The organism is Skermanella mucosa (genome assembly GCF_016765655.2).
Classification (GTDB): Bacteria; Pseudomonadota; Alphaproteobacteria; order Azospirillales; family Azospirillaceae; genus Skermanella; species Skermanella mucosa.
On record NZ_CP086106.1, the window covers coordinates 5,611,174 to 5,625,885 of the forward strand.

Below are 14,712 nucleotides of genomic sequence, written 5' to 3' on the forward strand. Positions count from 1 at the left end.
ACTTCATGATAGTCCGGATCATCCAATATGATCGCGGTGATCCGCCATGGCCTCGCTCTCCTTTTCCTCCGGCAGGTCGATCGGTTCAAGACTGACCGTTCTGATTGTCATCATGGTGGTCGGCGCCGCCGCCATCGCCGGCTTCGGCCTTCGGGAGCTCAGGCTCACGCTGCTCGGCGACCGCCAGGACAAGACCCGGAACCTGGTCGAGATCGCCCACGGCATCGTCGAGCATTACGGCAGCATGGCCGAGCGGGGCGAGATCGGGCCGGACGCCGCCCGGGACGGGGCCAAGGCGGCGCTGCGCCGGCTGCGCTACGACGGGAAGGAGTATTTCTGGATCAACGACATGACCCCCAGGATGGTCATGCATCCGTTCCGCCCGGACCTGGAGGGCCAGGACCTGTCGGCCAGCAAGGATCCCGCCGGCAAGCTCCTGTTCGTCGAGTTCGTCCGGACGGTGGAGGCGCGGGGCGCCGGCTTCGTCGATTACCTGTGGCCGCAGCCGGGCGGCACCCATCCGGTGCCCAAGCTGTCCTACGTCAAGGCCTACCAGCCCTGGGGCTGGGTGATCGGTTCCGGCATCTACATCGACGATGTCGACGCCATCTTCGGCCGGCAGGCGGCGATCACCGCGTCCATCGCGGCGGTGATCTTCACGCTGGCGGTGGTGCTGGCGCTGCGCATCGTGCGCGGCATCGTGCGACCGATCCGGGGCCTCCGGCAGGCCATGGCCGACCTGTCCGACGGCCACCTGGACGTCACCGTGCCCGGCACCGATGCCCGCGACGAGCTGGGCGACATGGCCCGCACCTTGGACGTCCTGAAGGAGGTCGCGGTCGCGGCGGTGCGCTCCGGCAGCGGCCTGGACCAGGTCGGCTCCTGCATCATGATGGTCGACGGCGCCGGCACGGTGTTCTACGCCAACCAGGCCGTCGCGGCGCTGTTCGGCGCCTGCGCCGGGGAGATCCGCCGGACGGTCCCCGGGTTCGACCCGGCCCGGCTCGCCGGCCTGCCGATCGACGGCTTCGGAAGCCCCGCCGCGGCGCCGGGGACCGGCCTTCACGCCGCCCTGCTGGCCGGCGGAGAGGCCGGCCTGGACCTGGGCGGCCGGACCTTCCTGCTGATCGCCCATCCGGTCGCGGGGCGCCACGGCGAACCGCTGGGCACCGTGGTCGAGTGGCGCGACCGGACCGAGGAGCGCCGGATCGAGGCGGAGATCAGCGGCATGGTGGCGACCGCCGTGCGCGGCGACCTGTCGGCCCGCATCGCGCTGGACGGCAAGGCCGGCTTCTTCCTGACCGTCAGCGAAGGGATCAACCGGCTGGCCGACACCGTCGCCGTCGTGTCGGAGGAGCTGGCCGAGGTGCTCGGCCACCTCGCCCGGGGCGACCTGACCCGGCGCATCGAGTCGGACTATGACGGCGTGTTCCTGCGCCTCAAGAACGATTTCAACAGCACGGCCGACACGCTGTCCGACGTGGTCGGCCGGATCGAGACGGCGGCTTCGACCATCGCGTCGGCCGCGGGCCAGGTCTCGGCCGGAAGCCGCGACCTCGCGGGGCGGACCGAGCAGCAGGTCTCCAGCCTGCGCCGCACCGCCACCACCATGGACGGGCTGACCGCGACCGTGCATGCCAACGTCGAAACCTCCGTCCGGGTGGAGGAGGCGGCGGTCGCCGCCCACGGCGCCGCCGGGCGGGGCGCCGGGGTCGCGGAGGACGCCGTCGCCGCGATGCGGCGGATCGAGGAGTCATCGTCCCGGATCGGCGACATCGTCAGCATGATCGACGAGATCGCCTTCCAGACCAACCTGCTGGCGCTGAACGCCGCGGTCGAGGCGGCCAGGGCCGGCGACGCCGGCCGCGGCTTCGCCGTGGTCGCGAGCGAGGTCCGCACCCTGGCCCAGCGCTCCGCCGCCGCGTCGAAGGAGATCAAGCAGCTGATCCAGGCCAGCGGCACCGAGGTCCATGACGGCGTCGTGCTGGTCCGGGCGGCCGGGACGGCGCTGACCGACATCACCGCGTCGGTCGGCCGCGTCGCCGATCTGATGGGCCGGATCTCCCGCGCGACGGCCGAGCAGGCGAAGGGCCTGGACGAGGTCAACGGCGCCATCACCGCCATGGACTCCATGGCCCAGCAGAACGCGGCCCTGGTCGAGGAAAGCTCCGCCGCCGCCGAGTCGCTGGAATCCCAGGCCCGCGAGCTGACCAGCCTGATCAACTTCTTCGAGCTGGACGCCGACGCCGCGGCGCCGGACCGGCAGGCGCCCCGCCGGACCGCCTCGGGCTAATCTCAAAAAAGTATTAATACTTTCTTACAGATGATTTGCGCGCCCGGATATGAAAGACTATCCTTTCGATAAACGGGGACTGACTATAATGGCGCTCATCCAGGGTACAAGTAACTCCGAGACACTGTACGGAACCACCGGTGCCGACAGCTTGTACGGCCAGGGCGGGAACGACAGCCTTTACGGCCGCTCCGGCGATGATCAGATCCGGGGCGGGGCCGGGGACGACAGATTACTTGGGGAGTCCGGGAACGACACTTTGTACGGGGAGGACGGAAACGACACCCTCCACGGCGGCACCGGGGTCTCCCATCTCCATGGCGGCGCCGGCAACGACCGGCTCATATACGATCCGAGCGCGGCGAACATCGCGACGATCCGGACCTCCCTCGCGGCCAGCCAGCTCAACGGCGACTCCGGCACCGACACCCTGGCCGTGATCAACCGGACGACCTACACCTCCGGAACGGCGGCCCAACCGGTCGAGGCGCCGTCACAGACCTATGTCTATATCGACGCCAAGGGCTCCGGCCGGATCCTGTTCACCAAGCCCGACTCGCAGTGGGACGAGTCCAGCATCACGGTCGGCAACTTCAAGGGCATCGAGAAGCTCACGGTGAGCGGCGCCGGCGGCCTCAGCTTCGCCGGCGGCTTCCACGAGAGCACGGGCATCGACATCACCGGCACGGCCGCAGCGGACACTTTCCGGAGCGCCTACGGGTCCGACACCATGCGGGGCGGCGCCGGCGACGACGTCTTCCACATCGGCGGCGGCGGCAACGACCGGGTCTACTCGAACGCCGACGACGCGGACAGCTTCCACCTGAACTTCTTCGACCCGGGCTCCCACGTCATCACCGGGTTCAATGGCGCCGGCGCCGAGGGCGGCGACCGCCTCTTCATCGACGCGGACGCCTCCCTCAGGACGTCGGTGTCCATCAGCGAGAATGCGGGAAAGACGACGATGACGCTGACCAACCAGGACTGGGGCACGGTCAGCACTTGCGTGATCGACAAGGTCGGCTTGGTCGAAGGGATCGACTACTTCTACGTCTGACTTCTTCTACGGGTTCTGAAAAGCCCGACGGCGCGGGATACCGTAGGTCGGCCTTCGGCCGAGGCCGACCTACGGCGACTCCGACCTCGCTCAATCGTCCAGAAAGGCCAGGACACTGTCGACGAAGCGGTCGGGCTGCTCCGCGTGCAGCCAGTGCCCCGCATCGGCGATCCCTTCGATCCGGGCGTTCGGGAACAGCCGCCGGATCTCCTCATGGTGGGACGGCCGGACATAGTCCGAGCGTTCCCCGTGCAGGAACAGCGTCGGCTTGTCGAAGCTGCGCCCGGCGAAATCCCCGGTCGGGAAAGCGGTCAGCTCGTCCATCCGGTCGCCCAGCGCCTTCAGGTTGATCCGCCAGGAGAACGTGCCGTTCTCGGCCACGAGGTTCTGCAACAGGAAGCTTCGGATCGGCGCCTCCGGGATGGACGACGCCAATTGCGCATCGACCTCTCCCCGCCGGGTGACGCCGGACAGGTCGACCGCCCGCATCGCCTCCACATAGGGCATCAGCGTGTGGCCGTAGCCGACCGGCGCGATGTCGGCGACGATCAGCTTGTCCACCAGCTCGGGCCGGGTCAGCACCAGCGCCATGGCGGCCTTGCCGCCCATGCTGTGGCCGAGCAGCGAAACCGGCCCGAGCCCCTCGCCCCCGATCTTCTCGATATAGCCGCCCACGTCGTCGGCCATGTCGGCGTAGCTCATGTCGTCCGACCAGGGCGAGCCGCCATGGTTGCGCATGTCGAGCGCATGGACCCGATGCCCGGCGCCCAGCCGCTTCGCCACCGTGTTCCAGTTCCGGGCCGAGCCGAACAGCCCGTGCAGCACCACCAGCGGCGCCCCCTCCCCGGCCTCGAAGCCTGTCAGCGTCACTCCCATGGGTCCGATATCCTTCCTGTCCCGGCCGGCATGCCCGACCCGATACTCCCACATGTATCCGCCGACGCGCCCAAGATCCAGGGGGCGCGTCGGTACCGGCAGTATCTTCCCCACGGCCGACCTCGAATTCCCGCACGAAAGAAATCCAGCCGCAGATGACGGCGATTTTCGGAGATGATCCAGAAACCGTAGGTCGGCGATAGCGCAAAACGGGGTCACGCAAAACGGGGTCAGAGTGATTTTCCAGCCACAAAACACTCCGACCCCATCTTCATGCCGCTTCCAGGCCGTTTCGAGCCTATTCGGCCGAACCTGCGGCGTCCTGACGCGCGACATTCGCGCAGGGCGACGGCTCCATCAGCATCCTCCAGTATGTCTTTTGTATCAATGACTTAAGCGAAGCACTGTTTATCTCCAGGAGAAAGAAAATGTCGAAGCGTGTCGCGTTCTCGTTGGTCGCCGCCATCGTCCTGGCGCCGGCCGTCGGCGCCGCGCCGGCGGGCGCCGCCGAGCCGATCCAGCCGATCGAGCCGGCGAAGGTCACGTCTCCCGCCATGGTCGAACTCGGCAAGAAGCTCTTCTTCGATCCCCGCCTGTCCAAGTCGGGTTTCATCTCGTGCAACTCCTGCCACAACCTGTCGATGGGCGGCACCGACAACCTCAAGACCTCGATCGGCCACAACTGGCAGCAGGGGCCGATCAACGCGCCGACGGTGCTGAACTCCAGCCTGAACGTGGCGCAGTTCTGGGACGGCCGCGCGCTGACCCTTCAGGATCAGGCCGGCGGCCCGATCGCCAATCCCGGTGAAATGGCCTCCACCCACGCGCTGGCCATCTCCGTCCTCCAGTCGATCCCCGCCTACGTCGAGGAGTTCAAGGCCGTGTTCGGCACCGGGACGGTGACCATCGCCGAGGTCACCAAGGCCATCGCCACCTTCGAGGAAACCCTCGTCACCCCGAACTCCCGCTTCGACAAGTGGCTGAAGGGCGACAAGACGGCGCTGACCAACGCCGAGCTGGAAGGCTACGAACTGTTCACGGACTCGGGCTGCACGGCCTGTCACAACGGTTCGGCGGCCGGCGGCAACACCTTCCAGAAGATGGGCGTGGTCGAGCCCTATCAATCGACGAGCCCGGCCGAGGGTCGGGTCGCCGTGACCAAGGAGGAGGCGGACCGCTTCAACTTCAAGGTCCCGACCCTGCGCAACGTCGAGTTGACCTACCCGTACTTCCACGACGGCGAGGCCGCGACGCTCACCCAGGCGGTGGACACCATGGGCCGCATCCAGCTCGGCCGGAAGTTCACCGAGGTCGAGAATGCCAAGATCGTGGCTTTCCTGAAGACCCTGACGGGTGATCAGCCGGACTTCAAGCTGCCGATCCTGCCCCCCTCGACGGACAAGACCCCGCGGCCCGAGCCGTTCAACTGACCTAACGGGCGGATGCAGGGTTGAAGACGCAGGGCCGGGCGGTAGCGCCGCCGCCCGGCCCGGTTTTCCCGGAGACATTCCCGGAAAAATTCCCGGAAGAATTCACAACGGACGTTCGGCATGGATCGGCAGCGCTTTGGCGTCTCGGGGATCATCGCCGCCGCGGCGGTCGGAGGGATCGTCGCCGGCGTCATCGGCTGGGGCGGCTTCAACACCGTGATGGAAGCCACCAACAGCATGGAGTTCTGCATTTCGTGCCACGAGATGCGCGACACCGTCTATACCGAATACACGCAGACCATCCACTACCGGAACGGCTCGGGCGTGCGCGCGGTATGCGCCGATTGCCACGTACCGCGCGACTGGACGCACAAGGTGGCCCGGAAGCTGGCGGCCACCAACGAGATCTACCATTGGCTGGCGGGCTCCATCGACACCCGGGAGAAGTTCGAGGCCAGGCGCCACGAGCTGGCCCGCCATGAATGGGACCGGATGCGGGCGTCCGACAGCCGCGAATGCCGCAACTGCCACTCGTTCGAGGCGATGGACCCGCACCGCCAATCCGCCAAGGCCGCCAAGGCCATGGGCGAGGCGGCCATGGGCAACGCGGCCAAGACCGCCAAGACCTGCATCGACTGCCACAAAGGCATCGCCCATGCCTTTCCCGACGTGACCGCAGGCCACCGGCGTACTTTCGCGGAGCTTTCGGCCGAAGCGGCGGCGCTGGCGCTGAAGCCGGGCCAGAAAGCTTATGCGCTGACCACCCTTCCGCTTCGGGTCGAGCGCCCGGAAGCGGACGCGCCGGCAGACGGCGAGCTCGCCGCCGCGACCCCGGTCCGGGTGCTGGCGGTGGCCGATGGGCTGGTGCAAGTCGAGGTCCTCGGATGGCGGCGCGGGAATGCCGCCGAAACGCTCTACGCGGAGGCCGGCAGGCGCATCACGCTCGCCAGGCTGGGGAATGCCGCCTCCGCCGGTGCCGAGGCGCTACGCACCGTGACCGACCCGGACACGGGCCGGGACTGGACCGAGGTACGCCTTGCCGTCTGGACTCGGGCCGATGGCTACGTTCCCGCGCTCGGGTCCCTTTGGACGCAGGCCGCCCGAGTCTATGACGCGAACTGCACGCTCTGCCATGCAGCCTATCCGCCGAGCGCCTACACCGCGAACGACTGGATCGGCAACATCAACGCCATGAGACGCCTGACCAAGCTCGATGACGAGGAGATCCGCCTCCTGCAAACCTACCTGCAACTCCACGCCAAGGACATGGCCGCGCCGCCGCGATGACGCACGCGAAATAAAAGGGGTCAGCGAAATAAAAGGGGTCAGAGTGATCTTTGAAATAAAAGGGGTCAGAGTGATTTTTCGTATCCTCCCTCGGTATTGGGGAACCCAGCCGAGGTGTCCATCACAGCCCCCTCCCGGCTCACTCCGGCTGGCGCGCCGCGTCCGCTGAACGTGCTATGATGGCCCCGCGAGGGAAATCCAGTCCCCCGTCCCGCAAGCGGACAGGCCGAAAGGAAGCCGGGCAATGGAACAGCCGAACCGCCGATACATGACCCGCGAAGGTTTCCGGCGGTGGCTGGAGGAGCAAGCCGGCGGCACGCGCTACGAGCGGGTGGCGGGCGAACCGATCGCCATGGCTCCGGAGCGGATCATCCATGCCCGCCTGAAAGCCCGGGTCTGGCAGGCGCTCGACCGGGCGCTTTCCGGCCAGGATGCGGGGTGCGAAGCCTTGCCCGACGGCATCACGGTGGAAGTGGATGACGATACGGACTATGAACCGGACGCCGTGGTCAACTGCGGTCCCAGGCTGCCTGACGACGCCGTCGCCGCAAGCAATCCCGTGATCGTCGTGGAAGTGCCGTCGCCCGGACCAAGCGGGGTGGATACCGGCGGCAAGCTCGCCGATTACTTCCGCGTGCCGAGCATCCGGCACTACCTGATCGTCCACACGAACCGGAAGGCGGTGATCCACCATCAGCGGGCGGCGGACGGCAGCATCCTGACCAGGATCGTCTCCAGCGGGCGGATCGACCTCGAACCTCCCGGCATCTCCATCGGGCTGGAGGAAGTCTACGGCGACTGAACCAACGCCCAACTTCCCCCGGCCTACCTCCCGCCCGCGACCGGCAGCACCGCCCCGCTCACGTGGGAAGCCGCGTCCGAGCACAGCCAGAACACCGCCTCCGCGACCTCCTCCGCCATGCCGGCCCTGCCCATCGGGATCTCGTGCCGCATGGTCTCCAGCCGGGCGGCGATGCGCTCCGCGTCTGCCGGATCGGACAGGGTCAAACCCGGAGCCACCGCGTTGACCCGGATGCCGAAGGGCGCCACCTCCGCCGCCAGGCCCACCGTGAACACGTCGATGGCGCCCTTGGTCGCCGCATAGTCGATCCACTGGCCGGGGCTGCCCCGCTTCGTGGCGGTCGATGAGAGATTGACGATCGCCCCGCCGCCCGCTCCCCTCTCCGCCGAGGCCCGCATGTGCCGGACCGCCTCGCGGGCGCACAGGATCGGCCCGATCAGGTTGGTCGTCGCGACGTCCCGCAGCAACCCTGCGGTGACATCCTCGATCCGGCGCGGCGGCCCGGTGATCCCGGCATTGTTGACCAGCGCGTCGATCCTGCCGAACGCGCCGACGACGTCCCGGAACAGACCGACGACCTGTTCCTCGTCGCGGACATCGCACCGGAAGGCGGCGCTGCCCACGGCCGATGCGGCCACCCCCTCGGCCGCGGCCCTGTCCGACACCCAAGTCAGCGCCACGCGCCAGCCCCGGGCGGCGAACAGGCGGACGACGGCGGCCCCGATCCCCCGGCCGCCCCCGGTGACAAGCACGGTCCTGGGCGATGGCACCGGACCCGAGGAATTCATGCACGTCATCGCGGCCTGCCTTTCCACTCGCCGCCATGCGTCAGGCCACGGCCCAACCAAGGCTTGACGCAGGGCGGACGTGATGCAGGCCGTCAATCGTAGGTTGGGCCGTGCCCCCACGCGTCGGCCCCGCTTTCCCAGGCGGGTCAATCCGGTCGGGTGCTGTTCTAAAAGTGTATGGCACGCGGGATGACTTCTCAAATTAGCGCAAATCCACTGAATAGCACAGCGCCCGGCGCGTTTTCGCGCCGATTTTTGTTGTCCGCCGCCGCGATGGTTTCGACCGTCGCGGCGGCGGCAGGACCGCATTGCGCCGCGGAGTTTCGAGTTACCACATTACCGGAGAAACCCCGACATGCGCACACTCGGCAAACTGCTGGTGATCTGGGGCACGCTGCTTCCGCTGATGATTCTGCCCACCACCGCCGACCGGATCGACCAGACCGTCGCCATCCTGAACATCCGCCTCGACCGCGACGCCCATGTCGCGGGCGTCCCGGTCTATTACGACACCGTGCTGGTCTGCGGTCTGTTCGTCGTCGGCATCGGCCTGTCGTTCCGCGCCCTGCCGCGCTGACCGCCGCACCTGCGGTCACGGCACGGTGATGATCTCGAACGGTTCGCCGTAGGTCGGCCTCGGCCGAAGGCCGACGCCGACAGCGCGGCCGGAACGTCGATGCAGGGCGTCGGCGTTCGCCCTGACGGGCGAAGGCCGACCTACCGCACTGCCTTTGAAGCCGCATCCATCCCGCCAAGCATAAGATTGAGATCCTCAACAATAAAGGATAAAATACCTAAGCCATCTACCCGGGGAGCCCCCACCATGCCCGCCACCGCCAGCACTCCCACCCCCGCCCTGCAGCGCCGGCACGAAGCCTTCGCCCGCCACGTCGCCGCCGGCCGCAGCCTCGCCGAGGCCGCCCGGCTCTCCGGCTATGCCTGGGCCAGCGCCCGCCAGACGGGATCGCGCCTGATGCAGGACGGCTGCATCGCCGCCCGCGTGGTCGAGCTCGCCGCCGAGGAGGACCGCCGCCGCCGGGAGGAGGCCGACGAGCTGGTCGCCGTGCTCAAGCGCGTCATGTTCGAGGCCGTGGAAAAGCAAAACTATTCCGCCGCCCTGCGCGCCGCCGACCAGATCGCCCGCTTCCGGGGCTTGCTCCCGCCGGCGCCCAAGGCCGGCAGGCACGCCGCCGGCATCACCGGGACCATCGCCGCGGCCATGGCGGAGGCGGAGGACGAGGACGACGGCACCCTCCCCGCCGATCTCGACGCGCCGGGACTGGTCGGCTTCGACCCGCCCATGCCGCCGGCCGCCGTCGCCCCGGTCGAACCCATGCGCAACCTCAAGGAGGAGGCCCGCAAGCGCCACGCCGCCGCGGTCGAGCGGAACTCCCGCTGCCTCAAGCTGATCCTCGGCCGCCACAAGGACGACAAGGACCTCAAGGCCCGGATCGAGTCGTCCGACGACGCACATCTCTTCTTCGACGCCGACTACCGCCTGCTCCCCCAGGACCAGTGGCCCGGCGCCCCCGGCGCGGCAACCGCGCCGCGCGCGTGACCCCGCGATCATGACGAATCATGACATTCATCCGCCTTGGCACCAGCCCCGGCCCTCGCACCAACCTTGGCCCTGGCACCAGCCCCAACCCCGGCCGTGCAACCTCCGCCCCGTTCCGGCGGTTTACTGGCATGCGGCCGTCCCGACCGGCCGCGCCCACCCTTGCCGGAGACCGGAGCGACCATGCTGAAGGGCCTCGACCCGCTGCTCCACGCCGACCTGCTCTATGTCCTGGCCGCCATGGGCCATGGCGACGAGGTGGCCCTGGTCGACAAGAACTTTCCCGCCGTGTCGCTGGGCGCTCGGGTGATCCGTCTGGACGGGGTGGACGCGCCGCGGGCGCTGGAGGCGATCCTGTCGGTCATGCCGCTGGACGACATGCTGGACACGCCCTACACCCGCATGGTCGACCTGACGATCGGCGAGGTCGAGGAATCGGAGATCTGCCGCCAGTTCGTGGACATCGTCGAGCGTTTCGAAGGCCCGCGCTGGACCATCGGCCAGATCGACCGATTCGGCTTCTACGACCGGGCGCGGTCCGCCTTCGCCGTCGTCGTCACCGGCGAGACCCGGCTGAACGGCTGCCTGCTTCTGGCCAAGGGCGTCGTCCGCCCGGCCCAGCCGATCCCAGACCAGCCGATCCCCGCCCAGCCAAGCCAAGACCAACCGACGGCCGAGGGCGGGGAACCCGGCGCACGGTCATATTCCCGCCCCGATTTTGAGGGGGAATCATCTTCGCGGGAGCGTCCGGTTCCTGTATCCTGAACCGGTTCTGCTGTGCCGATGCGGGTGGTTCTGGAGGTGGGAGACTGCCATGATGGTGGGGCGCCGTTATCTGATACGGCAGGCGACGGGCGACCTCGTTGAACTGTCGCGCCGGGATTTCGACCGTGCCGACGACCGGATCGCCCCGATCGCCGGGCTGGCCGGCCGCTGCGTCGAGATGGTCTCGGTCGTGGTGGTCGAATCGCCGCACCTGACGCCTGTCGTATCCGACGTCGCCTTCACCAAGGTCTATTTCGACGATGACGGTTTCATCGACGTCTCCAAGCGCGACCTGATGATCCGCCTGATGGTCGAAAGCTGCGCCGACCAGCGCTCGCAGGTGGCGCCGCCGCTCGACCAGAAATCGCTGGTGGTGTTCGCCCACAAGGCGCGCGGCCGGCTCAACCGCGAGTTCCGCTGGCGGCCCGATCCGGCCGTCGTGAACGAGGTGCTCCACCGGTTCGACCTGCCGGTGTCCAACGGCCTCGGCCGGCGCCTCCTCGCGATGAGCCGCACGCTCCATTAGGGCGGTCTCCGGCCAAGTCCACCGGGCCGGTCTCAGCCCAGCAGGTACATCAGCAGGGCCATGCGGACATACAGCCCGTTCTGCATCTGGCGGAAATAGGCCGCCCGCGGGTCGGCGTCGAGCGACAGCGGGATCTCGTTGACGCGCGGCAGCGGGTGCATCACCGACATGGTCGGCTTGGCCCGCGCCATGTGGTCTTCGGTCAGGCCATAGTCATAGTCGCCGGTGGACTCGAACCGCTCCTTCTGGACACGGGTCACGTAGAGCACGTCGGTCCCGGCCAGCACCTCGTCCAGCTCGGCGACCTCCCGGTCGGCCGGGCGGACCAGGTCGGCCGGCATGCGCAGCTCGGGCGGCGACACATAGTTGATCGTCACGTCGTACATGCGCAGCAGGCGCGACAGGCTGTGGACGGTGCGGCCATGCTTCAGGTCGCCCATCATGGTCACGCTCAGCCCGTCGATCCGGCCCTGTTCGGCCAGGATGGTGAACAGGTCGAGCAACGCCTGGGTCGGGTGCTCGCCCACGCCGTCGCCGGCATTGACGATCGGCACCGGCGACACGGCGGCGGCGCGGGCGGCGGCACCCTTCTCGGGGTGGCGCAGCACGATGATGTCGGTATAGCAGGCCAGTGTCCGGATCGTGTCCTCCAGGATCTCGCCCTTGGACACGCTGGAGAAGGTCACGTCGTTGATCGGCAGCACGCGCCCGCCCAGCCGGCTCATGGCGGCGAAGAAGCTGGACGAGGTCCGGGTCGAGGCCTCGTAGAACAGGTTCGCCAGCAGCTTGCCGCGCAGGTGGCTGATGCTGTGCCCCTTGGCCTTGCTGATCCAGTTGGCGTGGTAGAACAGCTCTTCGATCAGCGCCTTGTCGAACTGGTCGACGGACAGGACGTGGTTAAGCTTCATCGGAGGACTCCACAGGACGCGCGCGGCACCTATTGCAGCATATCCCGCCGGGATACAACCCGGATGTGATCTCCGAACGAGGGGTCGACCTCCCCTCCGAAGGCGTGACATGGATCACGCCGTTGCCATGGCCGGTACGGCATAGTGCGCTACATTCCCTGATGTGCAGAACCGAGTCATCGCCATGATCCCCCGCCTCGCCGTCCTCCCCGCCCTGGTGGCGCTGTTAATGGCCACCCTGGCCGCCGCCCTGCCCGTGCGGGCCGGCGGGTTCGACCAGGGCATGGCGCGCTGGGTGGCGGCCCTGGAAACCCGGCTGGTCACTCTGGAGGAAGACATGCCCGACGCGGCCCCGGCGACGCGGATCGCCCGCGGGCCGGTGCTCAAGCCGGGCATGGTGGACGGCCGGGTGTTCGACCTGACCCGCCGGCTGGTCGAGCTGGGCTACCTGGAGCCGGGGTCGGAGCGCGACGTCCTCGACGAGCTGGTTACGGTTGCAATCGAAACCTTTCAGACCGAGCGCGGGCTCAATCCCGACGGCAAGGTCGGCGGCGCCACCCTGGCGGCCCTCAACCTGACGCCGGCGGAGGAGGTCGCGTCGATCCGCGAGACCCTGTCGCGGATCGCCGAATTCAGCGCCTCGGCACCCGCCACGGTGGTACTGGTCAACCTTCCGGCGCAGGACCTGACGCTGGTGCGCGACGGCGAAACGGTGCTGACCATGGAGACGGTGGTCGGCAGCCCGTCCCGGCCGACGCCGCTGCTGACCGACACGATCACCCATGTGGTGGTCAACCCGACCTGGACCGTACCGCCGACCATCCTCAAGCAGGACAAGCTGCCCAGCCTGCGCCGGACCGGCTCGCCCGGCATCGACCACGCGACCGTCTGGCTCGACGGCGAGCCGGTCGATCCGGCGGCAATCGACTGGACCGGCGTGTCGCCCCGGCGGGTCCGGATCGTCCAGTCGGCCGGCGACCACAACGTGCTGGGCCGCTTCCGGTTCAACCTGACCAACGGCGACCACATCTACCTGCACGGTACCAACGCGCCGCGCGTCTTCGAGCGGGACCGGCGGGCGGTCAGCTCCGGCTGCGTCCGGCTGGCCGACCCGGAGGCGCTCGCCGACGACCTGCTGCGGTCCGCCGGGTTCACGCCGGAGCGGATCACAACCCTGGTGAATACGGGGGAAACCCGGTGGCTGCGGCTGGCCGAGCCGATGCCCGTCCGGTTCGTCTATTGGCCCGCCGTGCTGCGCAACGACCGCGTCGTCGTCCTGCCGGACATCTACGGTATCGTTCCGCCTCCGGAACAGATCGCGGCGGCCAACTGACACTGCGCGCTTGCCTCTCCCGGCCAGCCGGTTAACGTTGCGTCCGACAATGCAACGGGAGGAAATCCAATGGACCTCGGGCTTTCGGGCAAGCGCGCCCTGGTGCTGGGATCGAGCAAGGGCCTGGGCCACGGCATCGCCGAGATGCTGGCCGCCGAAGGCGCCCACGTGACCCTGGTCGGCCGCAACGGGGAACGGCTGGCCCAGGCGGCGGAGACGATCACCGCTCGGGGCGCCGGAACCGCCCGCTTCGTCGCGGTGGACATGAACGGCCCCGGCGCGGTTGATCGGCTGATGGACGGGGTGGAGGGCGGCCCCGGCGCCGTCGACATCCTGGTCAACAACTCGGGCGGGCCGCCGCCGGGCAACATCTCCGCCGTGGGCGCCTCGGACTGGAGCAGGCATTTCGAGACCATGGTCGTGACCCTGATCGAGACCGCCGGCCGGGTGCTTCCGGGCATGCGGGAACGCAAGTGGGGCCGCATCCTGACCATCGCCTCGTCGGGCGTGATCCAGCCGATCCCCAACCTCGGCATCTCCAACACGCTCCGCGTGTCGCTGGTCAACTGGGGCAAGACCCTGTCGCTGGAAGTCGCCCCCGACGGCGTCACGGTGAACACGATCCTGCCCGGCCGCATCCATACGGAGCGGGTGGACCAGCTCGACCAAGCGGCGTCGGACAAGCAGGGCAAGGACATCGAGGCGGTCAGGTCGGCGGCGAAGGCCCAGATCCCGGTCGGCCGCTACGGCACGGTGGAGGAGTTCGCCTCCGTCGCCACCTTCCTGGTCAGCGCGCGGGCGAGCTACGTGACCGGCTCGGTCACCCTGGTCGACGGCGGTCTGGTCAAATCCTGGTGACGAATCGGCGCCCTTCGCTGTTGTCCCTGGCGTAACCGACAGGAGAACGACCATGGCAACAGAACCGATGGCACCCGGCGACGACGCCCCTCCCGGCACTCCCGGCACCGGCGAGAACATCTGCCCCGACTGCAAAGGCAGCGGCCGGCTGAACGACAAGTCCTGCCCGACCTGCTCGGGCACGGGCAAGATCATCGAGGGGGTCGGCGGCGCCTGAGCCGAAACGCCTGA

General features: G+C 68.4%; 15 protein-coding genes. 12 read left to right on the forward strand and 3 right to left on the reverse strand.

From position 1 onward, the window contains the following. Positions 1-46 precede the first annotated feature (46 nt). The gene (locus tag JL100_RS26060; RefSeq protein ID WP_202684060.1) at positions 47-2,293 is read left to right on the forward strand and encodes a methyl-accepting chemotaxis protein; all 2,247 of its coding nucleotides are present in this window, start codon (positions 47-49) and stop codon (positions 2,291-2,293) included. Positions 2,294-2,381: 88 nt separating this feature from the next. Continuing rightward, on the forward strand, positions 2,382-3,350 hold the full coding sequence (locus JL100_RS26065; protein ID WP_202684059.1) for a calcium-binding protein: 969 nt from the start codon (positions 2,382-2,384) through the stop codon (positions 3,348-3,350). 90 nt (positions 3,351-3,440) lie between these two features. On the opposite strand, the gene JL100_RS26070 is transcribed toward JL100_RS26065, so the two are convergent. Next, positions 3,441-4,226 (reverse strand): alpha/beta fold hydrolase, encoded by a 786-nt coding sequence (locus JL100_RS26070; protein WP_202684058.1) that lies wholly within the window; start codon positions 4,224-4,226, stop codon positions 3,441-3,443. Between the two features lie 428 nt (positions 4,227-4,654). On the opposite strand from JL100_RS26070, the gene JL100_RS26075 reads away from it, so the two are divergent. The 3 genes from JL100_RS26075 to JL100_RS26085 all read left to right on the forward strand — a co-directional run bounded on the left by JL100_RS26075 (position 4,655) and on the right by JL100_RS26085 (position 7,745). Continuing rightward, the gene (locus JL100_RS26075) at positions 4,655-5,656 is read left to right on the forward strand and encodes a cytochrome-c peroxidase (RefSeq protein WP_202684057.1); all 1,002 of its coding nucleotides are present in this window, start codon (positions 4,655-4,657) and stop codon (positions 5,654-5,656) included. A gap of 120 nt (positions 5,657-5,776) precedes the next feature. Next, complete coding sequence (locus JL100_RS26080) at positions 5,777-6,943, forward strand: NapC/NirT family cytochrome c (protein WP_202684056.1); 1,167 nt, start codon at positions 5,777-5,779, stop codon at positions 6,941-6,943. A 244-nt stretch (positions 6,944-7,187) separates the two neighbouring features. Then, positions 7,188-7,745: a Uma2 family endonuclease gene (locus JL100_RS26085; RefSeq protein WP_202684055.1), complete on the forward strand. Its 558-nt coding sequence runs from the start codon at positions 7,188-7,190 to the stop codon at positions 7,743-7,745. A gap of 23 nt (positions 7,746-7,768) precedes the next feature. On the opposite strand, the gene JL100_RS26090 is transcribed toward JL100_RS26085, so the two are convergent. Continuing rightward, positions 7,769-8,533 (reverse strand): SDR family NAD(P)-dependent oxidoreductase, encoded by a 765-nt coding sequence (locus tag JL100_RS26090; RefSeq protein ID WP_202684054.1) that lies wholly within the window; start codon positions 8,531-8,533, stop codon positions 7,769-7,771. Positions 8,534-8,888: 355 nt separating this feature from the next. Here JL100_RS26090 and JL100_RS26095 point away from each other — a divergent pair, with 355 nt between their 5' ends. The 4 genes from JL100_RS26095 to JL100_RS26110 all read left to right on the forward strand — a co-directional run bounded on the left by JL100_RS26095 (position 8,889) and on the right by JL100_RS26110 (position 11,382). Next, positions 8,889-9,110, forward strand: coding sequence for a hypothetical protein (locus JL100_RS26095; protein WP_202684053.1), 222 nt, complete (start codon positions 8,889-8,891; stop codon positions 9,108-9,110). 246 nt (positions 9,111-9,356) lie between these two features. Further along, positions 9,357-10,091 carry a terminase small subunit gene (locus JL100_RS26100; RefSeq protein ID WP_202684052.1) on the forward strand — a complete coding sequence of 245 codons (735 nt, stop codon included), beginning with the start codon at positions 9,357-9,359 and terminating at the stop codon, positions 10,089-10,091. Between the two features lie 183 nt (positions 10,092-10,274). Beyond that, positions 10,275-10,856, forward strand: coding sequence for an RbsD/FucU family protein (locus JL100_RS26105; RefSeq protein WP_202684051.1), 582 nt, complete (start codon positions 10,275-10,277; stop codon positions 10,854-10,856). Between the two features lie 49 nt (positions 10,857-10,905). Continuing rightward, complete coding sequence (locus tag JL100_RS26110) at positions 10,906-11,382, forward strand: hypothetical protein (protein ID WP_202684050.1); 477 nt, start codon at positions 10,906-10,908, stop codon at positions 11,380-11,382. 32 nt (positions 11,383-11,414) lie between these two features. On the opposite strand, the gene pyrB is transcribed toward JL100_RS26110, so the two are convergent. Next, a complete protein-coding gene (pyrB, locus tag JL100_RS26115) occupies positions 11,415-12,290 on the reverse strand; it encodes an aspartate carbamoyltransferase (protein WP_202684049.1) in 876 nt (291 codons plus the stop codon). Between the two features lie 184 nt (positions 12,291-12,474). Between pyrB and JL100_RS26120 the strand changes: the two genes are divergently transcribed. The 3 genes from JL100_RS26120 to JL100_RS26130 all read left to right on the forward strand — a co-directional run bounded on the left by JL100_RS26120 (position 12,475) and on the right by JL100_RS26130 (position 14,698). Beyond that, positions 12,475-13,623 carry a L,D-transpeptidase family protein gene (locus tag JL100_RS26120; protein ID WP_202684048.1) on the forward strand — a complete coding sequence of 383 codons (1,149 nt, stop codon included), beginning with the start codon at positions 12,475-12,477 and terminating at the stop codon, positions 13,621-13,623. A 69-nt stretch (positions 13,624-13,692) separates the two neighbouring features. Continuing rightward, the gene (locus JL100_RS26125) at positions 13,693-14,481 is read left to right on the forward strand and encodes an SDR family oxidoreductase (protein WP_202684047.1); all 789 of its coding nucleotides are present in this window, start codon (positions 13,693-13,695) and stop codon (positions 14,479-14,481) included. Between the two features lie 52 nt (positions 14,482-14,533). Continuing rightward, positions 14,534-14,698 (forward strand): hypothetical protein, encoded by a 165-nt coding sequence (locus JL100_RS26130; RefSeq protein ID WP_192499135.1) that lies wholly within the window; start codon positions 14,534-14,536, stop codon positions 14,696-14,698. The last annotated feature ends 14 nt before the right edge of the window (positions 14,699-14,712 follow it).

Bases quoted from the DNA above. Each gene is read 5' to 3' on its own strand.
- JL100_RS26090 (WP_202684054.1), bottom strand. From the start codon at position 8,533: ATGAATTCCTCGGGTCCGGTGCCATCGCCCAGGACCGTGCTTGTCACC.
- JL100_RS26065 (WP_202684059.1), top strand. From the start codon at position 2,382: ATGGCGCTCATCCAGGGTACAAGTAACTCCGAGACACTGTACGGAACC.
- JL100_RS26105 (WP_202684051.1), top strand. From the start codon at position 10,275: ATGCTGAAGGGCCTCGACCCGCTGCTCCACGCCGACCTGCTCTATGTC.
- JL100_RS26075 (WP_202684057.1), top strand. From the start codon at position 4,655: ATGTCGAAGCGTGTCGCGTTCTCGTTGGTCGCCGCCATCGTCCTGGCG.
- JL100_RS26095 (WP_202684053.1), top strand. From the start codon at position 8,889: ATGCGCACACTCGGCAAACTGCTGGTGATCTGGGGCACGCTGCTTCCG.
- JL100_RS26120 (WP_202684048.1), top strand. From the start codon at position 12,475: ATGATCCCCCGCCTCGCCGTCCTCCCCGCCCTGGTGGCGCTGTTAATG.
- pyrB (WP_202684049.1), bottom strand. From the start codon at position 12,290: ATGAAGCTTAACCACGTCCTGTCCGTCGACCAGTTCGACAAGGCGCTG.
- JL100_RS26085 (WP_202684055.1), top strand. From the start codon at position 7,188: ATGGAACAGCCGAACCGCCGATACATGACCCGCGAAGGTTTCCGGCGG.
- JL100_RS26125 (WP_202684047.1), top strand. From the start codon at position 13,693: ATGGACCTCGGGCTTTCGGGCAAGCGCGCCCTGGTGCTGGGATCGAGC.
- JL100_RS26070 (WP_202684058.1), bottom strand. From the start codon at position 4,226: ATGGGAGTGACGCTGACAGGCTTCGAGGCCGGGGAGGGGGCGCCGCTG.
- JL100_RS26080 (WP_202684056.1), top strand. From the start codon at position 5,777: ATGGATCGGCAGCGCTTTGGCGTCTCGGGGATCATCGCCGCCGCGGCG.
- JL100_RS26130 (WP_192499135.1), top strand. From the start codon at position 14,534: ATGGCAACAGAACCGATGGCACCCGGCGACGACGCCCCTCCCGGCACT.
- JL100_RS26110 (WP_202684050.1), top strand. From the start codon at position 10,906: ATGATGGTGGGGCGCCGTTATCTGATACGGCAGGCGACGGGCGACCTC.
- JL100_RS26100 (WP_202684052.1), top strand. From the start codon at position 9,357: ATGCCCGCCACCGCCAGCACTCCCACCCCCGCCCTGCAGCGCCGGCAC.
- JL100_RS26060 (WP_202684060.1), top strand. From the start codon at position 47: ATGGCCTCGCTCTCCTTTTCCTCCGGCAGGTCGATCGGTTCAAGACTG.